The sequence below is a fragment of the Sphingopyxis sp. CR5 genome, assembly GCF_059693785.1.
In genome coordinates, this window is the sequence record NZ_JCATIE010000008.1 from 193,859 (window position 1) to 210,307 (window position 16,449).

General features: G+C 67.8%; 11 protein-coding genes and 1 pseudogene. 5 read left to right on the plus strand and 7 right to left on the minus strand.

Annotation, left to right across the window (positions count from 1 at the left end; genetic code table 11):
* From AC58D2_RS14060 to AC58D2_RS14075, 4 genes are read right to left on the minus strand one after another with little or no spacing between them, the layout of a single operon-like run.
* Complete coding sequence (locus AC58D2_RS14060; protein WP_497391364.1) at positions 1-1,845, minus strand: tetratricopeptide repeat protein; 1,845 nt, start codon at positions 1,843-1,845, stop codon at positions 1-3.
* Positions 1,846-3,225: a PEP-CTERM-box response regulator transcription factor gene (prsR, locus tag AC58D2_RS14065; RefSeq protein WP_497391366.1), complete on the minus strand. Its 1,380-nt coding sequence runs from the start codon at positions 3,223-3,225 to the stop codon at positions 1,846-1,848. It lies immediately after the preceding gene.
* Positions 3,222-5,342: an XrtA/PEP-CTERM system histidine kinase PrsK gene (prsK, locus tag AC58D2_RS14070; protein ID WP_497391368.1), complete on the minus strand. Its 2,121-nt coding sequence runs from the start codon at positions 5,340-5,342 to the stop codon at positions 3,222-3,224. The genes prsR and prsK overlap by 4 nt, the downstream gene beginning before the upstream one ends.
* Position 5,343: 1 nt before the next feature.
* A complete protein-coding gene (locus AC58D2_RS14075; protein WP_497391370.1) occupies positions 5,344-6,732 on the minus strand; it encodes a TIGR03013 family XrtA/PEP-CTERM system glycosyltransferase in 1,389 nt (462 codons plus the stop codon).
* Between the two features lie 214 nt (positions 6,733-6,946).
* Between AC58D2_RS14075 and AC58D2_RS14080 the strand changes: the two genes are divergently transcribed.
* From AC58D2_RS14080 to AC58D2_RS14090, 3 genes are read left to right on the plus strand one after another with little or no spacing between them, the layout of a single operon-like run.
* Entirely contained in the window at positions 6,947-8,995 is a 2,049-nt protein-coding gene (locus tag AC58D2_RS14080) for a TonB-dependent siderophore receptor (RefSeq protein WP_497391372.1), read from the plus strand.
* Positions 8,992-9,573 carry a hypothetical protein gene (locus tag AC58D2_RS14085; protein ID WP_497391374.1) on the plus strand — a complete coding sequence of 194 codons (582 nt, stop codon included), beginning with the start codon at positions 8,992-8,994 and terminating at the stop codon, positions 9,571-9,573. The genes AC58D2_RS14080 and AC58D2_RS14085 overlap by 4 nt, the downstream gene beginning before the upstream one ends.
* Positions 9,570-10,913, plus strand: a complete 1,344-nt coding sequence (locus tag AC58D2_RS14090) for a PepSY-associated TM helix domain-containing protein (protein WP_497391376.1) — start codon at positions 9,570-9,572, stop codon at positions 10,911-10,913. Before AC58D2_RS14085 ends, AC58D2_RS14090 begins: the two co-directional genes overlap by 4 nt.
* Before the next feature lie 28 nt (positions 10,914-10,941).
* Here the strand turns inward: AC58D2_RS14090 and AC58D2_RS14095 are convergent, their stop codons facing one another.
* The 3 genes and pseudogenes from AC58D2_RS14095 to AC58D2_RS14105 all read right to left on the minus strand — a co-directional run bounded on the left by AC58D2_RS14095 (position 10,942) and on the right by AC58D2_RS14105 (position 14,250).
* Positions 10,942-12,060 (minus strand): HD-GYP domain-containing protein, encoded by a 1,119-nt coding sequence (locus AC58D2_RS14095; RefSeq protein ID WP_497391378.1) that lies wholly within the window; start codon positions 12,058-12,060, stop codon positions 10,942-10,944.
* A gap of 94 nt (positions 12,061-12,154) precedes the next feature.
* Positions 12,155-12,358 (minus strand): annotated as a pseudogene (locus tag AC58D2_RS14100) (DUF3391 domain-containing protein); the annotation flags it as partial.
* A 500-nt stretch (positions 12,359-12,858) separates the two neighbouring features.
* Positions 12,859-14,250, minus strand: a complete 1,392-nt coding sequence (locus AC58D2_RS14105) for a helix-turn-helix domain-containing protein (RefSeq protein ID WP_497391380.1) — start codon at positions 14,248-14,250, stop codon at positions 12,859-12,861.
* 153 nt (positions 14,251-14,403) lie between these two features.
* Between AC58D2_RS14105 and AC58D2_RS14110 the strand changes: the two genes are divergently transcribed.
* A complete protein-coding gene (locus tag AC58D2_RS14110; protein ID WP_497391382.1) occupies positions 14,404-15,996 on the plus strand; it encodes an isocitrate lyase in 1,593 nt (530 codons plus the stop codon).
* Positions 15,997-16,146: 150 nt separating this feature from the next.
* Entirely contained in the window at positions 16,147-16,449 is a 303-nt protein-coding gene (locus tag AC58D2_RS14115) for a WYL domain-containing protein (RefSeq protein WP_497391384.1), read from the plus strand.

Below are 16,449 nucleotides of genomic sequence, written 5' to 3' on the forward strand. Positions count from 1 at the left end.
TCATTTGCCGATCTGCGCCGCCTTGTCGCGCAGCGCCTCGGCATTTTTCGCATCGCCGTCACCGTCGAGCAAGTCGGCGTAGATCAGCATGATGTCGCGATTGAGCGGCTGGAGCCGATAGGCGCGCGCGATCGTCCGCAACGCCCGCTTCGCATCGCCGTCCGCCACCTGCGCCCGCGCCAGCTCGCGCAGGATCACGACGTCGCGGTCGCCGATCCGGTGCCGGACGCGCTCGAAATGCGCGATCGCCCGGCTCCAATGCTCGAGGTCCATCGCCAGGTGCCCGGCCAGCCGGTCGGCGGCGATGCTCGACGGCTGGCTGTCGCGCAGCGCCAGGATCGCCGCCCCCGACCCGGCGCTGTCGCCGGCGCGGAACAGCGCGTTGGCGAGCCGGAGCGCCGCCTCCTCGCTCGCGTCGAGGTCGCGCGCCTTGCGATAGGCGGCGACGGCCAGGACAAGGCGGTCGTCGGCGACCGCGGCATCGCCCAGCAGGATATGCGCGTCGGCGACCCCCGGATTGGCATCGCGCAGCCGCGTCGCGCGGGCCAGCGCGCGCGTCGGGTTGCCGCGCGCGATGTCCATCGAGATCGCCGGGATCGCCTTCGACGGGTCGAGCGGCGCGGCATCGGCCGCCATCGTCACCAGGGCATAATCATCGTCGACGGCAAAGGGGGCCGCATCGCCACGCGTCAGGCTCGCGGCACGGTCCTGATAGTCGGCCGACGTCCGCGCATCACCCTGTTCCGCCGCAACCCGCGCCGCCAGCAGCAGCGACCAGCTGTCGGCGTCGGCGCGCGTCACGATCGGCGCGAGCGCCTCGGCCGCCGCCTCCGCGTCGGCGTCGACCCAGTTGGCCGCGGCCAGGATCCGCCGCGCGGTCCAGTTATGCGGCTGCGCCTCGATCAGCCGCTCGGCCCAGGTCGCCGCCAGCGCCTGCCCGCCTAGCTGCAACTCGACCACCGCGTTCAGCAGCATGACCCCCGGCTCGTCGTCCATCTGCCCGCGCGTGCGCTGGAGCAGGCTGCGCGCGAGCCGGTAGTTGTCGGCCCGCGCCGCGAGCACCGCCTGCAGATAATAGAGTCGCGGATCGCCCGGCGCGACCGCCGCCGCACGCCGCACCGCCGCCAGCATGTCGCGATAGCGGCCAAGGTCGCCAAAGGTCGCGGCCTGGTCGATCAGCGCACCGGCGTTGCTCGGATCGGCCGCCAGCGCCTTGTCGTACCAGGGCAGCGATGCCGTCAGCCCCTGTTGCGCGCGGACCAGGTTCGCCTTGATCGCCAGCGCCGCGCCGTTGCCGGGATCGAGCTCGATCGCATAATCCGCCGCATCGCGCGCGCCCATCGTGTCGGCATTGGCATCGCGAAAGCGCGCGACATCGACCCACAGCGCCGCGTTGCGCGGCAGTTCGCGCACCGCCCGGTCGAGCGCCTCGCGCGCCGCGCCCAGGTCGCCATTGTCCAGATGCACATCGGCTGCGACCCACGCCGCTTCGCCGACCATGTCGGGCGCGATCGGCCCGGCATCGAGCGCCGCGAGCGCGCGATCGCCCTCGCCCTGCATCGCATAGGCGCGCGCGAGCAGCGGGCGCAGCACCTCGCCCGCGCCCCCCGCCGCCAGCGCTTCCTTGACCGCCGCCTCCGCCGCAACGCCGTCGCCGAGCTCGATGGCGATCCGCGCCAGCGCGGCGCGTTCGCGCACCGCATCGGGATGATCGGCGACGAACCGCGCCAGTTCGGTCCGCTGGCGTTCGAGCGCGACGCGCGGCGATTCGGGCTGGCCGTCGCCGCACCCGGCGAGCAGCAGCGCGGCATACAGCGCCCCCGTCCGGACCCGGCAAAGGCTCATTCAGGCCTGCATCCGATATTGCTTGAGCAGGTCGTAAAGCGTCGGCCTGCTGATGCCGAGCAGCTTGGCCGCGGCGGAAATATTGCCCTCGCTCTGCGTCATCGCGCGGCGGATCGCGACGCGATCGGCCGCCTCGCGCGCGCTGCGCAGGTTCAGCCACGTCGCTTCGTCATCGTCCGCGCCCGCCGCCAGGTCCAGGTCGTCCTTCACGACCTGCTTGCCGTCGGCCATGATCACCGCCCGCTTGATGCGGTTTTCCAGTTCGCGGACATTGCCGGGCCAGCGCGCTTCGTCGATCGCCTGCAGGGCGTCGGGCGCAAAGCCGCGCACCGCCGGGTTCATCTCGGGCGCATATTGGTGCAGGAAATGGCGCGCCAGCAGCACCGCGTCGCCCGGACGCTCGGCCAGCGCGGGAATCTTCACCACCATTTCGGCGAGCCGGTAATAGAGGTCGTCGCGAAAACTTCCCTCGGCGATCATCGCGTCGAGGTCGCGGTGCGTCGCGCACACGATCCGCGTGTCGACCGCGATCGGCTTGCGCCCGCCGATCCGCTCGATCGTCCGCTCCTGAAGGAAGCGGAGCAGCTTGACCTGCAGCGGCAGGGGAATGTCGCCGACCTCGTCGAGGAACAGCGTTCCCCCGTGCGCCAGCTCGATCTTGCCCTCGGTCGTCTTGACCGCCCCGGTAAAGGCCCCCTTCTCGTGCCCGAACAATTCGCTTTCGAGCAGATTTTCGGGAATCGCGGCACAGTTGATCGCGACAAAGGCGCCGTCGCGCCGCCCGCTCGCCTCGTGCAAGCCGCGCGCGAGCAATTCCTTGCCCGTCCCGCTCGCGCCCAGCAGCATCACCGAAACGCCCAGGTTCGCAACGCGTTCGATCGTGCGGGCGACCTTCAGCATCTCGGGCGCGCCGGTGATCATCCCGCCGAGCACGCGGTTGTCCGCCGCGCCGGCCTCGGCCAGCCGGGCATTCTCCACTTCCAGGTCGCGGACGTGAAAGGCCCGGCGAACGATCAGGCCCAGCTCTTCGATATCGATGGGCTTCTGATAGAAATCCCACGCGCCGCTGGCGATCGCCGCCAGCGCGCTCGCGCGTTCGCCATGTCCCGACACGACGATGACCTTGGTATCGGGCTTGATCTCCAGGATCGCCTTCAGCACGCGGAACCCCTCGCGCGTTCCGTCGGGATCGGGCGGCAATCCCAGGTCAAGCGTCACGACCGCGGGCTCTTCGGCGCGCAGCAGGTCGATCGCGCTGTCATGGTCGCCCGCGATCAGCACCTGATAGTCGTCATACGCCCATTTGAGCTGCGTCTGCAGTCCGGGATCGTCCTCGACGACCAGCAGCTTGCGCGGCGCTTCGGTCCCCTCGCTCTTCATGATGCCACTTTCATCCAGTCTTCGCCGGCGCCGTCGGCGCCCTTCATGTCCGCCAGCGGCAACCACAGGGTAAAGCGGCTGCCCTGCCCCGCCTCGCTCGCCACTTCGATCGTTCCGCCCATCGATTGCGCGAGGCCCAGCGCCTCGAACGCGCCCAGCCCGAAACCGCCCTCCTTCGTCGACACAAAGGGCTTGAACAGCTCGTCGCGGATGAAATCGCGGCTCATCCCACATCCCTGGTCGACCACATCGATCCGTACCCGCCCGCTCTCCTTTGCGGCGAGCAGTTGCACGGCGCTTTCGGCGGGCGAGGCGTCGATCGCGTTGGTGGCCAGATGCTCGATGATCTGGCGCACCGCGTCGCTGTCGGCCCATGCCGCCAGCCCGGTTTCGCATCCGACGAACAGGGACCGCCGCGGTCGCATCTGCGCCGCGACCGAAGTCAGCAGCGGTTCGACCAGCACGCGCGCCGCTTCGTTGGGACGCCCCCGGTCACGCGGCGACAGACGGGCGAGCAGCCCGCTCAGCCGGCCCGCCGACAGTTTCAGCGTCTCGACCATGTCGGCGCGGAACTCGGGCTTGTCGGCGTGACGCTCGGCGTTGCGCGCCAGCAGAGCCAGCTGGCTCGCCAGATTCTTGATGTCGTGCATGATGAAGGCAAAGCGCCGGTTGAATTCGTCGAATCGCCGCGCTTCCGACAGCGCCGCCTGGCTCTGCGATTCGGCGATATAGCTCGCCGCCTGCTGCCCGGCGATGCGCAGCACGTCGAGGTCCTCCCAGTCGAGCGCCCGCGCGACTTCGGGCCGGTGCAGCACCGCGAGCGCGATCATCCGTCCGAAATGCAGGACGGGCACCACGACCCACGCGCGCCCGTCCTCGATCAGCCATGCGGGGAGCGCCAGATCGTTGTCCGCTTCGCCGCCCCGGCGCACCACGTCCAGGTCGACGATATGCTGGGTCTCCTGAAGCATGAAGGCGCAGCGCAGCGACAATTCGGCGGTCTCGTCGGTTCCCGTCGGCCAATGCCATTGATCGGCGATGCGAAAGCCGCCCTGCGGGTCGGGCAGCATCAACAGCGCGGCCGGACTGCCGGTCAGTTCGGCCAGTGCCTTCGCGACCCGGCGATACAGCTTGCTGTCGCCCTCGCCCGCGGCGCTCGCGTCGGGCTGGCCCAGCGTCGCGGTGAAGCGCATCCACTCGGTTCGGTAATCGTAACGATGCTCGAAGAAATGCTTGGATATCGTTACCGACAACCAGCCGCGCGCGCGATGCGATGCGAACAGCAAGGTTCCCGCGCCCAGGGCGACGATCAGGAACAGCCCCTGCGCCAGTTCGCCATAATCGCCGCCGATCAGCCGCGCCACCGCCCCCGCGAGCCCGATCAGGACCAGATAGGCCGCCGCGCAGACCAGCGCGATCGCGCGCATCGCCGCGGCACGCGACAACCGCATCCGCTCGCGGCCGACGTCCATCGCGGAGAGGACGAATGTCGGCAACAGAAGCAGCGCGACCGCGGGCGACAACAGGATCAGGGTCTCGGCTTCGCGCCCGGTCAGCGCGCCGATCAGCTGGACGTTGAGCTCATAGGCCCACAGCATCGCAAAGCCGCCCGCGACCGCGAGCACCGGCATGCGCAGCCCCGCGCTGCCGTGCCGTACGCCGGTATCGACCAGCAGCAGGCCGCCCGACGAAACGATCATCGCGACGATCGCGAGTCCCGGCTCCATCCAGGGGGCAAGCCGCGTCCCCGCGAACAGCAGCGCCGCACCGCCCCCCACCGCCGCGACCAGGCACAGGGTCAGAAGCAGGCGCTGGATCAGGCGCAACGGCTGCGACATCGGCGCCTGTGCGGTCCAAAAGGTCGCCCCCAGCCAGCCGAGCCATGCGATATTGCGCAGCGCCCGGCCCGCCAGTCCCTGCGGCGATCCGGGGCCGAAGGCGTAAACGAGCAGATACCACAGCGCGGTCGCCGCCGCCGCCGCGACCAGCCAGCGCGGAGCCGGGACCAGGATCGCCAGCCGCGCGCGCGGCCGGCTGAGCAGCCACAGCGTCAGGACGGTGAACCCCGCCAGCACTGCGCCCGACAGGATTTCCGAAAGGGCGGCAAGCGCCGTCACCTCAGCGAACCCCCTCCGGCCACAGCACGACGCGGACGGTCTGGAGCAGGATCAGCAGGTCGAGAAACGGCGAATAATTCTTCGCGTAATACAGGTCATATTCCAGCTTCGCGCGCGCATCCTCTACCGAGGCGCCATAGGGATAGTTGATCTGCGCCCACCCGGTCAGCCCCGGCTTGACCATATGCCGTTCGGCATAGAAGGGCAGGTCGCGGGTCAGTTCCTCGACAAAGGACGGGCGCTCGGGACGCGGCCCGACAAAGCTCATATCGCCTTTCAGCACGCACCACAGCTGCGGCAATTCGTCGATCCGCGTCTGGCGAATGATCTTCCCGACGCGCGTGATGCGCGGGTCGTTCTCGCTCGCCCAGACCGCCTTGCCGGCGGCCTCGGCATCGGTGCGCATCGAACGGATCTTCACGACGTCATAGGGTGCTCCGAACAGGCCGACGCGCGTCTGGCGATAGAAAATGGGGCCCTTGCTGTCGAGCTTGACCGCCAGGGCCGCGATCAGGACCAGCGGCAGGCCGACCACCAGCACGATCAGGCTGGCCACGATGTCGAACAATCGCTTGCCCGCCTTGGACAGGCGCTGGCCCGCCGAAAATCCGTCCGAGAAGATCAATCCGCTCGGGTTGGTGGTCGCCAGGTCGACCCGCCCGGTTTCGCGTTCGATGAAGCTTGCGATGTCGTTGACATGGACGCCGGTGGTCTTGACCCGCAACAGGTCGGCCAGCGGCAGCGAGCCGCGCCGCTCCTCCATCGCCAGCACCACTTCGCCGGCATTCAGCGCAATTGCGTGTTCGGCCAGGTTCGCGACGGTGCTGCGATGCAGCGCGCCGGACACCGCTCGCTCGGCGTCGGCCATCGCGATATGCCCGACGATGCTCAGCCCGCTGCCCTGCCGCGCCGCCAGTTCTGCAAGCCGCGCCGCGCGCGGCCCGGCGCCGAGCACCAGGATGCGGCGGCGAAACACATCGGCGCCCGCGACCTGCGTCGCCGCCAGCCGGATCAGGAAAATCGCGACGACCGCAAGGATCATCGCGTAGAGACTGTTCGCGCGCCACAACGTCGCGGCCGGCAACAGAAAGCTCAGCAGCGACAGGAAGATCACGCCGAGCGATATCGCCGCGAGCAGCCGCGCGGAGGCGAAGCCCAGCCAGCGCAGCGCCTCGGTGCCGTACATGCCGACGGCCATCATCGCGAGCGAATTGGATAGCGCAAAGGTCAGCAGCGGCAGCCAGCGCGCGCTCAGCGCGCCCGCGTCGAAACCCGACTGGTGGGCGTACAGGTGCCACGCCGCCTCGGCCGACAGCAGCAGCGCCGCGAACTCGATCAGCGCCAGCCAGACGACCGCGTGGGGGACATAATGTTTGAACAACCGGAACATGAAAAATCGCGCGCCCTTTCAACTGGGCCGCTATAGCCCCGCAGGTCTCAACTGTCGGTTAATTTTACACCGCGGCGACGGCGCCGCATCGCCGGGCGCGCGCTCGCGTTTCGGGCCGCGCCGACGAACAAAATCCAACTTCCGCATTGCTAATGCGATTGACTCTCATTAGAGAGCCTCCGCACCATCGTTTTACGCCATTGGGGGTCCATCCATGAAATCCGTTCGCTTCGTCCTGCTCGCCTGCACTACGCTCGCCGGGGGCCACGCGTTTGCGGACGAAGCGGCTTCGCTCGACGATCAGGACCGCGACCAGATCGTCGTCACCGGCTATGCCGGCACCAAGACCGAGACGTCGCTGACCGAGCTTCCGCAGCCGATCAAGGTCATCACCGCCGACCAGTACGAGGCGCAGGGCGCGATCAGCATCAGCGACACGGTGAAATATGCCGCCGGCGTCCTCGCCAATCCCTATGGCCGCGACACGCGCGTCGACGGCTTCAACGTCCGCGGCATCGACGCGCTCCAGTTTCGCGACGGGATGCGCGACATCTTCTCCTATTACGCCAGCATCACGTCGGACCCCTATAATTTCTCGCGGGTAGAGATTGTGCGCGGTCCCGCGTCGGTGCTCTTCGGCCAGGGGTCGATCGGCGGCCTCGTCAACCTCGTGTCGAAAAGCCCCGATTTCGAAACCCGCGGCGAACTGAACGCGGTCTACGGCAGCTACGACCGCAAGGAACTGCTCGGCGACATCAACTATGCGGTCTCGGATACGCTCGCGGTGCGCGCGGTCGGCCGGGTGCGCGATTCGGGCACCTATGTCGACCATGTTCCCGACGATCGCGTCATGTTCGCCCCGTCGATCCGCTGGAAGCCGACACCCGCGACCGATATCGTCCTCACCGGCCTGTACCAGGAGGACGACAGCGGCTCGACGTCGCAATTCCTGCCGATCGTCGGCACCTTCCGCCCCAATCCCGGCGCCCCGGGCCAGCTCGACCGCTACACCTTCGTCGGCAAGCCGGGCTGGGATCGCTACAACGGTCGCTCGTTGCAAGGCATGGGCAGCGTCACCCACGACTTTTCGGACGCGGTCCGGCTCAGCCTCAAGGCGCGCTACATCGACAGCGATCTCGAATATTTCACCCATTATACCAACAGCTACAGCAACCCGACCGATCCCTACGGGCCCGACCGCCGCACGATCGGGCTCTATGCCGATGCCAGCGATGCGCGGATGAACGTCTTTTCGACCGACAACAATCTGCAACTCCGCTTCGGCACCGGTCCCGACATCGAACACAAGCTGCTGGTCGGGGTCGACTATAGCTGGAACAAGGTCGGCAAGCGTTACGCCGGCGGGTACGAGGTCATCGACCTCTACGATATCGACCGCGATGCGCTGCTGACCTACGATCCGACCGGGCCGTTCACCGAAGAATCGCAAAAGCAGCTCGGCGTCTATGTTCAGGACCAGATCCGCTTTTACGACCGCGTCTCGGTCGTGCTCGGGGCGCGGCGCGACCGGGTGACATCGGCGGGCAATACCGACCATGCCACCACCTTCCGCGCCGGGATCATCGGCGAGATCGGCGCCGGCATCTCGCCTTTCTTCAGCTATACCGAGAGCTTCCTGCCGATCGCCGGCTTCCTGACCGACGTCGACGGAACCATCGGCGACCCGTTCAAGCCCCAGACCGGCAAGCAATTCGAAGCGGGATTCAAGTGGCAGCCCGCACCCGACACGCTGGTCACGATCACGGCCTTTCACATCAAGGAGCGCAATCGCGTCCTTTACGGCGAAGGCAGCTCCACCACCCAGTCGGGCGAGCTGACCACCAAGGGCGTCGAGTTCGAGGCAAGCCACACGCTGCCCGGCAATTTCGAACTGCTGGTCAACTATGGCTATAACAAGCTCCGTTCGGAGACGAACACCGACCTCGACTATCTGCCGCGCCATATCGCGTCGGTCTGGTCGACCAAGACCTTCGGCCTGCCCGGCGAGGCGCAGTTGCGTCTGGGCGCCGGCGTCGTCTACACCGGCAAGCGCCGGTCGGACGGTCCGGCGTGGAACATCACCACGCCCGGCAACACCACCGTCGACGCGCTGGCCGAGATCACGTGGGACAAGTGGCGCTTTGCGGTGAATGCGACGAACCTTCTCGACAACCGCTTCTATGCCTCGTGCCTTGCGCGCGGCGACTGTTTCATGGGCGCGCCGCGCAACGTGATGGCGACGGTCGGCTACCGCTTCCGGTGACCGCCGCCTCGCCTCTCGTCTGGGCCGGGTCGGCGATCGCGGTCGCGGGGGTGCTGCTGCTCCGCCGCGCCTGGGGCCTGCCCCGGCGCTCGGCGGCGCAGAATGGCATCGCCTGGTTCCTGCTTCTTGCGGGGGCGGTCCTTGGCGGCGCCGGCAATGGCGCCTGGGGCGTCTCGATCGTTTCGCTGTTCGCGATGACCGCCGCGACGCTGCTCCTCGTCCAGGCCGCCGCGACGTCGCGCCCGGCCAGGGTGCGGGCTTCGGACCGCAAGGCGCATATCCTGCCCGAACGCGGTGAGCCCCGGCATATCGGCCGCCGCCTGCTGACCTTCGCGATCACCGTGCCGTTCGCGCTCGCCGCCGCGATGCTCGTCGCGCTCGGCGCGCGCGCCGCGGCGATGCTCGCCGGCGCGGCAGAGGCCGACGGCACCGGCCTCGCCCTCCTCCTTCTGCCGCTTGTCTGGAGCCTCCTCGCCTTCGCGCTGTTGATGCTGCCGCGCCGCCGCGACCAATATCTGTGGCTCGCCGTCCCGGCCGTCGCGGGGCTCGGCCTGATCTGGATCGGAGCCGGCGCATGACCCAGCCCATCGCCAAGGGCACGGTCCAGCGCGCGCTCCACGCGCACGCCGCCATCGGTCTCCTCGCCTCGGCGCTTCTCTATCTGGTCTGCCTGACCGGAACCGTCGTCGTCTTCTATCAGGAGTGGCAGCGGATCGAACAGCCGGACGCCCCCGAAATGGGCGCGATCGCCCCCGATGCGGTCCAGCGGGCGGTGGCCGCGGCACTCGCGGCCGACGCCGACAAGCCGCCGACGACGCATCTCTACGTCCATATGCCGGTCCCCGACCTGCCGCGCACGACGATCACCACCGACCATCGCGCCTTTCACGTCAATTCCGACGGCACCCTCGCCGGGCCAGAGGAAAATGCCTGGTCCGAATTCCTCCTCGGCGCCCATTATGCGCTCAACATCCCCGGCCTTGTCGGCATGACGATCGTCGGCATGCTGGGGGTGATGATCGTCGCGCTGTCGCTGTCCGGAGTCATCGCACACCCGCGGATCTTTCGCGACGCCTTTCGCCTGCGCGCTCGCGATCATCAGGGCGTCGGGCTCGCCGACTGGCACAACCGGCTCAGCGTCTGGACGCTGCCCTTCGCGCTCGCGATCGCCCTGACCGGGGCGATGATCGGGCTCGGCTCGATCGGCGCGTGGGGGCTCGCCACCGCCTTCTACGACGGCGATGTCGAGGCTGCCTATGCCCCGATCTTCGGCGGCGAGGCCGAACCCGACCCGCGCCCGGCGCCGCTCGCGAACGTCGCCGCCCCACTCGCATGGATCGCGGCGCAGCATCCCGATGTGCGCCCAACCTATGTCGTCGTCCACGACCCGCAGACGCGCGGTCAGCATGTCCAGATCCTCGCCGAGCATCCGCAGCGCCTGATCTATGGCGAAGCCTATGATTTCGACGCCGACGGCCGGTTTCAGGGCACCGTCGGCCTGTCCGACGGCCCGCTCGGGCGCCAGATGGCGGCATCGACCTATAACCTTCATTTCGGCAATTACGGCGGCCTGCCGGTCAAGCTCGCCTATATCGTCTTCGGCCTCGCGCTGACCGTCGTCGTCGCGACAGGCACCTCGATCTGGCTCGGCAAGCGGGCACGCCGCGGCCTCCACGAACCCCGGCTGCGCGCCGGTTGGGACGGCGTGATCTGGGGCGTGCCGCTCGCGCTCGCGCTGGCCTTCCTCGCCCGCCTGCTGATCGGAAACGCCGCGCCGCTCACCGCGATCTTCTGGATCGCAAGCGCCGCGATCCCGGCCGCCGCCATCGCCTTTCCGGCGCGGCGACCGAAGCGGCTGCTGCAATATCTGCTGTGCGGGGCGCTCGCGCTAGCGCTGGCGTCATGGATCGCTTTATAGGCGGCACGCACGCTGCGCCAACCCCGCGCTATCCGGCGTCCCCGCCGGCCCGCGCGCCCAGCACGCGATATTTGATCGCGGTCCAGTCGACAAAGCGCCAGAAGGTCGGGCTGTCGCGGTACAGGATGCGCGGATGTTCGTCGGCGGGAACGACCAAGCGGTCGAACGGCTCGCATTCGTTCAGCGTCTCGCAGTCGAAAAAGACCCGCACGACGACGCCTTCATTCGCCTCCCCGCCGCTTTCGACCACGACGCCAAGCTCGCTCGTCGACAGGCGCACCAGCGTCCCCGTCGGAAATATGCCCAGGCTGTCGGCAAAACGGTCGAGCAGCCTGGAGTCGAAATGGCCGGACCATTTCTGCATTTCGGACAGCGCCTCGACCGGGGTCCAGGCGCGCTTGTACGGCCGGTCGGACGTGATCGCGTCATAGACGTCGCAGATTGCGCCGAGCCGCGCGAACAGCGAGACCGCCTCGCCTTCCATATTGCCGGGATAACCGGTCCCGTCGAGTTTCTCGTGATGGCGCAGGCACACCTCCAGCGCCGCCGCCGGCACATCGGGCGACTGCGACAGAAGCCGATGTCCCGCCAGCGGGTGCGCGCGTACCGATTGCCACTCGCGCTCCGACAGGCTGCCCTGCTTGTTCAGCACCGTGCCCGGCACCGCGACCTTGCCGACGTCGTGGAGCAGCCCGGCGACCCCCAGATCCTGCACCGCCGCGGCGTCGAGGTCCAGGTGGCGCGCAAAGTTCATCATCAGCGCGGCGACGGCGACCGAGTGCAGATAGGTATATTCGTCCTTGCGCTTCAACCGGACCAGATTCAGCAGTGCCTTTGCGTCGCGTTCGATCGAGGTGCCGATCGCGCGCGCCAGCGGCACCATCCGCCGGGCGGTGACGGCGCGCCCCAACCGCGCATCCTCGAACATGTCGAGCACCGCCTTGCCCGACCGTTCGACCAGCTTCTGCGCGCGGCGACGCTCGGCGCGATAGCCGGTCCGCCGCAGCGTCGCCTCGCGCGGTGGTGCGGGCGGCGGCAACAACGGTTCGCCGGCGTCGTAGCGGAGCGCCAGCGACGGTGCCGTGCGCGCCGCGCCGCGCCGCCTTCCGCCCCCCTTGCCTCCGCGCAGCGGCGGCGCGACGGGCAACGGNGGCGTCGTAGCGGAGCGCCAGCGACGGTGCCGTGCGCGCCGCGCCGCGCCGCCTTCCGCCCCCCTTGCCTCCGCGCAGCGGCGGCGCGACGGGCAACGGCGCTTCGGGCGCGATATCGCCGCGCTCGGTATCGATCACCAGCCCTTCGATCCGCGAATTGCGGATACGCATCACGTCGTCGAGCGAGGAGATCCTGAAATTGCGGCGCCAGAACGGATGATCGAACCACGACCCTTCAAAGGCGTGGACGAGCATCCCGATCTCGACATCCTCCGGACTGATCCTGTGTAGCATGCACCCTGGGTCCCGTGCGCGCGATTGCCCTGAAAGAGGGATAACGGCACGAAAAGCGGGGACTTAAATCACCAGGGGGATATCCGCGTCCGGCCCGCCGCGGCCATTGGTCCTCCCTGTGCCGCAGGCAGCGCGACGCGCCGACGCAGGGGCTAATGGCGCGAGGTCGCGGCCCCTCCACCACTTGCTGCGCGAGCGGTCTCCTTCCCCGTCGTTACGCGACAGGGAGGGTTGGCGGGAAACGATCGGTTGCAGTCCTTCTTAAGCCCCTCCTCTTCAGAGGAGGGGTTTGGGGTGGTGGGGCCGGTGAAGGCGCACCACCCCGCTGCGACTAACGCGCAAAGCGCGTAAGTCTCGCTGCCCCTCCTCTGAAGAGGAGGGGGTAGGAAGGGTTAGGTTAATGTCTCGAATCCACCGCACTCCGCCGTTCGTGACCGAACCGGAACAAATCTGCGACGACGGCAACGGGACGCGCCTCTCGCCGCTCCCTCGCCCCGCCCCTAATCCCCGGCGAAATCGAACGCCGACACGCCGCGCTCGCCCTCGCGGAAGCGCAGCGTGCGGCCGAGTGGCGGCATCGAGCGCTGGATGCAGCCGCTGCGCGTGCAGCGCCGGCACCCCAGTCCGATCGCGGTCGCGGGCGCGCGCATCAGGTCGATGCCGCGCGCGGCGGTCAGCGGCGCGGCGACTTTCGCATCGACGCCGACGCAGACCGCGAAGCGCGCGGGCGGGCCGCTGCCCGTCGCGCCGGGCGCTGCGACGCTGCGGCTCTGGGTGAACCAGCGCGATCCGTCCTCCAGCTCGACCAGATCGGCGATCACTTCCCCCGGCCGCGCAAAGGCTTCGTGCACGCCCCACAGTGGACAGCGCGTGTCGCCGTCCGTGAGCGGCGATTGGCTCGCACCGCTGTACCGCTTGCTCCCCTGCCCCGCGCGGTCGATGCGCAGCATGAAGAAGGGCAGCCCGCGCGCGCCGACCCGCTGAAGCGTGGTCAGCCGGTGCGCGACCTGCTCATACCCCGCGCCGAAGCGCCGCTGGAGCAGCAACAGGTCGTACCCCGTCGCATCGCACGCGCGCAGAAAACGGCCATAGGGCATCATCAGCGCCGCGGCGAAATATTGGATCAGATGGCGCTCGAACAGCCGTGCGGCGGCGCTCTCCGCGAACTCGGCGCCCGCGACGAGCGCGTCGATCTCGTCCTTCGCTTCCATCTGTGCAAGCGTCGCCGCCGCCTGGAAGGTGCGGCTCGCGGGGCGCAGCAGTTCGTTCAGCATCAGCTGCCGCGCGTGCCAGTCGAGCCAGCGCAGCCGGTCGGGCATCACGTCGGCGGGCAATATCCGGATACCAAGCTGGTGGCGGGTGCGCAGCCGCTCGGCGATCGTGCCGTACAGGTCGCCGCCGGCGAGGCGCAATTCGTCGGCCAATTCCTCGGCCTTGGCGTCGAGATCGGCGAAATGGTTGCGCCATTTCTCGATCGCGCGGCGTACCGCGGCAACTTCGGGCGCATCGGCAAGTGCGGGCGCCGCCGCCGCTTCGCCGCCGGCGTCGAACAGGCGGGCAAAGGCGGCGGCGGTCGCGGGGGCGGCCTGCAACCATTCCTCGACCTCGTGCGGGGCGATGCCCAGGTCGGCGAAGCGCGGATCGGCAAGCCGCCGCCGCAGGCCCGCGAGCCCGCCGGGCACCTCTTCGCCGCCGAGCCGCGCGGCGTCGAACCCGAACCGTTCGGCCAGCCGCACGATCACCGTCGCCGACAGCGGGCGCTGGCCGTGCTCGATCAGGTTGAGGTAGCTCGGCGAAATGTCGAGCGCCTCGGCCATCGCCGCCTGCGTCATCCCCGCCTCGCGCCGCAACCGCCGCACCGCCGGCCCTGCAAACACCCGCCGCTCCGCCATAGCTTGTAACTTTCTTTACTAATTCACATCTCATTTTGCACTTTTACGGCATATTTCACAAGAATTATTCACAAAGCTTTTCACATTGCGCGGCACTTTCGGCACCTTCGGCTCATCCCAACCGCCCCCGCGGCGCAGCCAAGGACAAAGACGATGAGCTACACCGAAGACATGGCGCAAGCCGGCCGCCTGATCCGCGACCAGGATGGTCGCTGGGACGCGATCGGTGCCGAGAACGTCGCCCGCATGCGCGCCCAGAACAAGTTCAAGACCGGCCTCGACATCGCCCGCTACACCGCGCGCATCATGCGCGCCGACATGGCGGCCTATGACGCCGACCCCGCCAACTACACCCAGTCGCTCGGCTGCTGGCATGGCTTTGTTGCTCAGCAGAAGATGATCGCGATCAAGAAGCATTTCGGCACGACCAAGCAGCGCTACATCTACCTCTCGGGCTGGATGATCGCGGCGCTGCGCAGCGAGTTTGGCCCGCTGCCCGACCAGTCGATGCACGAAAAGACCAGCGTTCCGGAGCTAATCGAGGAAATCTACACCTTCCTGCGCCAGGCCGACGCACGCGAACTCGGCGGTCTGTTCCGCGACCTCGACGCTGCGCGCGCCGCGGGTGACGAAGTCAAGGCGAAGCAGATCCAGCACGCGATCGACAATCACGAAACCCATGTCGTGCCGATCATCGCTGATATCGATGCAGGCTTCGGCAATGCCGAGGCGACCTATCTGCTCGCCAAGAAGATGATCGAGGCCGGCGCTTGCGCGCTGCAGATCGAAAATCAGGTTTCGGACGAAAAGCAGTGCGGCCACCAGGACGGCAAGGTCACCGTGCCGCACGAGGATTTCCTGCAAAAGATCCGCGCGCTCCGCTATGCGTTCATGGAAATGGGCGTCGAGGATGGCGTCATCGTCGCGCGCACCGACAGCCTGGGTGCGGGCCTCACCAAGCAGATCGCCTTCACGCGCGAACCGGGCGATCTTGGCGACCAGTATAACAGCTTCCTCGATTGCGAAGAGGTCAGCGGCGCGGGCAATCCCGGCGATGTGCTGATCAATAGGGGCGGCAAGCTGGTGCGCCCGAAGCGCCTGCCCTCGAACCTCTATCAGTTCCGCCCCGGAACCGGCGAGGACCGCTGTGTGCTCGACTGCATCACCAGCCTGCAGAACGGCGCCGACCTGATCTGGATCGAGACCGAAAAGCCGCACATCGAACAGATTGCCGGCATGGTCGACCGTATCCGCGAGGTCGTGCCCAATGCGAAGCTCGCCTATAATAACTCGCCGAGCTTCAACTGGACGCTGAACTTCCGCCAACAGGTGTTCGACGCATGGAAAAAGGAGGGTAAGGACGTCAGCGCCTATGATCGCGCCAAGCTGATGAGCGTCGATTATGACGGCAGCGAGCTCGCATCCGAGGCCGACGACCGCATCCGCAGCTTCCAGCGCGATGCCGCGAGGCGCGCGGGCATCTTCCATCACCTGATCACGCTGCCGACCTATCACACCGCCGCGCTGTCGACCGACAATCTGGCGAAGGAATATTTCGGCGACGAAGCGATGCTGGGATATGTCAAGAACGTCCAGCGCGCCGAGATCCGCCAGGGCATCGCCTGCGTGAAGCACCAGAATATGAGCGGCAGCGATATCGGCGACGATCACAAGGAATATTTCGCCGGCGAAGCCGCGCTGAAGGCCGCGGGCAAGGACAATACGATGAACCAGTTCGCTGCCTGATCCCATGAGCTTGGCGCGGGGGATTTCGTTGCCCCCCGCGCCTCCCGAGCTTTCCTGGGGAGGAAAGCCTGCCCGCCGGATGTCCTTGCACATCCGGCGGGCATTTTTATCCCCTCTTGCCACTCCGCGCCGTCCGTGCATTATGATGCGATGCACAACGATACCCGCATGACCCTGTTGCAAGCGATTGCGACCAAGCGGATGGTCGCGGCCGATTACAATGGCGCGCGCCTGACCCTTGCTCCCCACCTGATGTTCGAACGGCACGGCGACCTGTTCGTGAGCGCCCTCAATCCCGCCAAGAGCATCCGCTCGGACGAAGATCCGCGGCTTGGACATTTCAAGCTCGGCGGCCTCAGCGCCGTCGAATTGCTCGAGCAGGAATTCGATCCGCTGCCCGGTTACGAAGCCGAGCCGCCAAAGGCGGACGATACGCTCGTGCTCGCGGTCTGA

Bases quoted from the DNA above. Each gene is read 5' to 3' on its own strand.
- AC58D2_RS14075 (WP_497391370.1), bottom strand. From the start codon at position 6,732: ATGTTCCGGTTGTTCAAACATTATGTCCCCCACGCGGTCGTCTGGCTG.
- AC58D2_RS14080 (WP_497391372.1), top strand. From the start codon at position 6,947: ATGAAATCCGTTCGCTTCGTCCTGCTCGCCTGCACTACGCTCGCCGGG.
- AC58D2_RS14110 (WP_497391382.1), top strand. From the start codon at position 14,404: ATGAGCTACACCGAAGACATGGCGCAAGCCGGCCGCCTGATCCGCGAC.
- prsR (WP_497391366.1), bottom strand. From the start codon at position 3,225: ATGAAGAGCGAGGGGACCGAAGCGCCGCGCAAGCTGCTGGTCGTCGAG.
- AC58D2_RS14090 (WP_497391376.1), top strand. From the start codon at position 9,570: ATGACCCAGCCCATCGCCAAGGGCACGGTCCAGCGCGCGCTCCACGCG.
- AC58D2_RS14060 (WP_497391364.1), bottom strand. From the start codon at position 1,845: ATGAGCCTTTGCCGGGTCCGGACGGGGGCGCTGTATGCCGCGCTGCTG.
- AC58D2_RS14105 (WP_497391380.1), bottom strand. From the start codon at position 14,250: ATGGCGGAGCGGCGGGTGTTTGCAGGGCCGGCGGTGCGGCGGTTGCGG.
- AC58D2_RS14115 (WP_497391384.1), top strand. From the start codon at position 16,147: ATGCACAACGATACCCGCATGACCCTGTTGCAAGCGATTGCGACCAAG.